Below are 2,495 nucleotides of genomic sequence, written 5' to 3'. Positions count from 1 at the left end.
GAACAACGCCGATGGCTGCGAGAGCCAGGGCGAAATCAACGGCTTCCGGCTGCTGCGCATCGAGGCGCAGGATGGCGGCACGACCAAGCTGCTGCACGAGGACAAGGCGATACCGAAAAGCCGGGGTTGCCCGAACGGCTATCGCATCGGCGCCGTGCAGACCTTTTCCATGGACAGCCTCAGCGCCTATGCCGTGCTGATCGCGGTGCGCCAATACGGCTTTGAAGGCCCGGACTTTCGCTGGATCGCGGTGACCGGCCGCCTGTGACACCCCCTGCTCAACCCGCCGCGCGCGATCGTGCGCTGAACCGCCTTCGCCGCGCGATACCGACGCCGCGCACAGCACTTGTCGGCGCCTTGTTGTGGGCTGTGACAATGGGCGCCAGCGCGCTCCTCACCTTGTTTTTGGGCGACTGGGAGACGCCGGCGAAAATCCGCATTGTCACCATGCTGTTTGCGGCGGGAGCTGCGCTGGCCTTCCCGATCGGCCTGTTCGCGGCGCGGCTGGTCTCGCAGGGAAGACGCTGGGAAGTCGCTTTCGCCGCGGCCTTCGTGTGCCTAGCAGCGGCGACGATCGGCCTGACCGGCGGGCTGTTTGCCCTGCAGTACCGCTCCTACTACGCCGAGTGGCATGCGCCTGCTTTCACCCGCACCTGGGTCCTCCAGTTCGTCTTCACGACGTTGATTGCGCTCTATCAATTCGTGGTGCTGGGCATCCGGCTCTATTTTCCAGTTGGTTTCATCGCTCTGTTTGCCGCGGGCGTCTGGTTTGCGCGCCAGCGGCGTTGAGCATTTTGCTCGCCTCTGTTAGGACGCGGGCAAACTTCTCGATATGTCAGGACTGACCGATGATCCCTCGCTATTCCCGGCCGGAAATGGTCGCCATCTGGTCGCCAGAAACCCGGTTCCGCATCTGGTTCGAGATCGAAGCCTATGCCTGCGATGCGCTGGCCGAACTCGGCGTCATCCCCAGGGAAGCGGCAAAAACCATCTGGGAAAAGGGCAGTGCCGCAAAATTCGACGTCGAGGCGATCGACGAGATCGAACGCGTCACCAAGCATGACGTCATCGCCTTCCTGACCCATCTTGCCGAATTCGTCGGGCCGGACGCCCGCTTCATCCACCAGGGCATGACCTCGTCCGACGTTCTCGACACCTGCTTCGCCGTACAGCTGACCCGCGCCAGCGACATCCTGCTCGCCGATATCGATGGTCTGCTTGCAGCGCTCAAGCGCCGCGCCTTCGAGCACAAGAACACCGTCACCATTGGCCGCAGCCACGGCATCCATGCCGAGCCGACGACCTTCGGCGTCAAGCTGGCGCAGGCCTATGCCGAGTTCTCGCGCTGCCGCGAGCGGTTGGTGTACGCGCGTGAGGATATCGCCACCTGTGCGATCTCCGGGGCGGTCGGCACCTTCGCCAACATCGACCCCTATGTCGAGGAGCATGTGGCGGCTAAGCTCGGCCTGAAGCCCGAGCCGGTGTCGACACAAGTAATCCCGCGTGATCGCCACGCGATGTTCTTCGCCACGCTCGGCGTCATCGCCTCGTCGGTCGAGCGGCTGTCGATCGAGATAAGGCATTTGCAGCGCACCGAAGTGCTCGAAGCGGAAGAGTATTTTTCGCCGGGCCAAAAGGGCTCGTCGGCCATGCCGCACAAGCGCAACCCTGTGCTGACCGAAAACCTCACCGGCCTTGCCCGCATGGTTCGCTCCATGGCGATGCCGGCGATGGAGAATGTGGCGCTCTGGCACGAGCGCGACATTTCCCACTCCTCGGTCGAGCGCATGATCGGCCCTGACGCCACCGTGACGCTCGATTTCGCACTGTCGCGGCTGACCGGCGTCATCGACAAGCTGCTCGTCTATCCCGACAACATGCTGAAGAACATGAACAAGTTCCGCGGCCTCGTGCATTCGCAGCGTGTCATGCTGGCGCTGACGCAGGCTGGGTTGTCTCGCGAAGACTCCTACCGTCTGGTCCAGCGCAACGCCATGAGGGTGTGGGAGCAAGGCGCTGATTTTCTTGAAGAATTACTGGCCGACAAGGAAGTGACCGCTGCCCTGCCCGAGGCCGAAATCCGCGAGAAATTCGACCTGGGCTATCACACCAAGCACGTCGACACGATCTTCAAGCGGGTGTTTGGCAAAGCCTGAGGCAAAGCGCTATACCGTCGCTGGCCGCGAGCGGCAGGCTTCACCTTCTCCCCTGTGGGAGAAGGTGGATCGGCGCGCAACGCCGCGACGGTTGAGGGGTGCTCCAGCTTGGCGCAGCCCTCAAATCAAGCCTTGCCGGGAACAGTCCTGATCACCGTGCCCCATGGATCTTCGCGGGTCACCGGGCTGGTCACATTGTCCGAACGCATCTCCACCCAGGCCAGACCCGACCGGCTGGGATCGCGGCGGCCGGCGCCCGAACTCTGCCAGGCGTTGGCGCCGATGTGGTGGTGATAGCCGCCTGACGACAGGAACACCGCCTGGCCGCCATATTTGGCC

3 protein-coding genes and 1 pseudogene are annotated in these 2,495 nt (G+C 63.3%); 3 read left to right on the top strand and 1 reads right to left on the bottom strand.

The features are described 5' to 3' along the window. The 3 genes from ENZ75_RS28435 to purB all read left to right on the top strand — a co-directional run. A partial coding sequence (locus tag ENZ75_RS28435) for a DUF2259 domain-containing protein (RefSeq protein WP_128278491.1) occupies window positions 1–268 on the top strand: 268 nt, incomplete at its 5' end. A 107-nt stretch (window positions 269–375) separates the two neighbouring features. Further along, window positions 376–789 carry a hypothetical protein gene (locus tag ENZ75_RS28430; RefSeq protein WP_082826442.1) on the top strand — a complete coding sequence of 138 codons (414 nt, stop codon included), beginning with the start codon at window positions 376–378 and terminating at the stop codon, window positions 787–789. A gap of 59 nt (window positions 790–848) precedes the next feature. Then, on the top strand, window positions 849–2,156 hold the full coding sequence (gene purB, locus ENZ75_RS28425; protein ID WP_063167823.1) for an adenylosuccinate lyase: 1,308 nt from the start codon (window positions 849–851) through the stop codon (window positions 2,154–2,156). A 125-nt stretch (window positions 2,157–2,281) separates the two neighbouring features. Here purB and ENZ75_RS28420 read toward each other — a convergent pair. Then, window positions 2,282–2,495: pseudogene (locus ENZ75_RS28420) on the bottom strand (VOC family protein); the annotation flags it as partial.

Source organism: Mesorhizobium sp. M7A.F.Ca.CA.002.04.1.1 (assembly GCF_004022805.1).
Lineage (GTDB): Bacteria > Pseudomonadota > Alphaproteobacteria > Rhizobiales > Rhizobiaceae > Mesorhizobium > Mesorhizobium ciceri.
The sequence above is the reverse complement of the archived record's forward strand: the minus strand, read 5'-3'. Positions and strand labels throughout refer to the sequence as shown.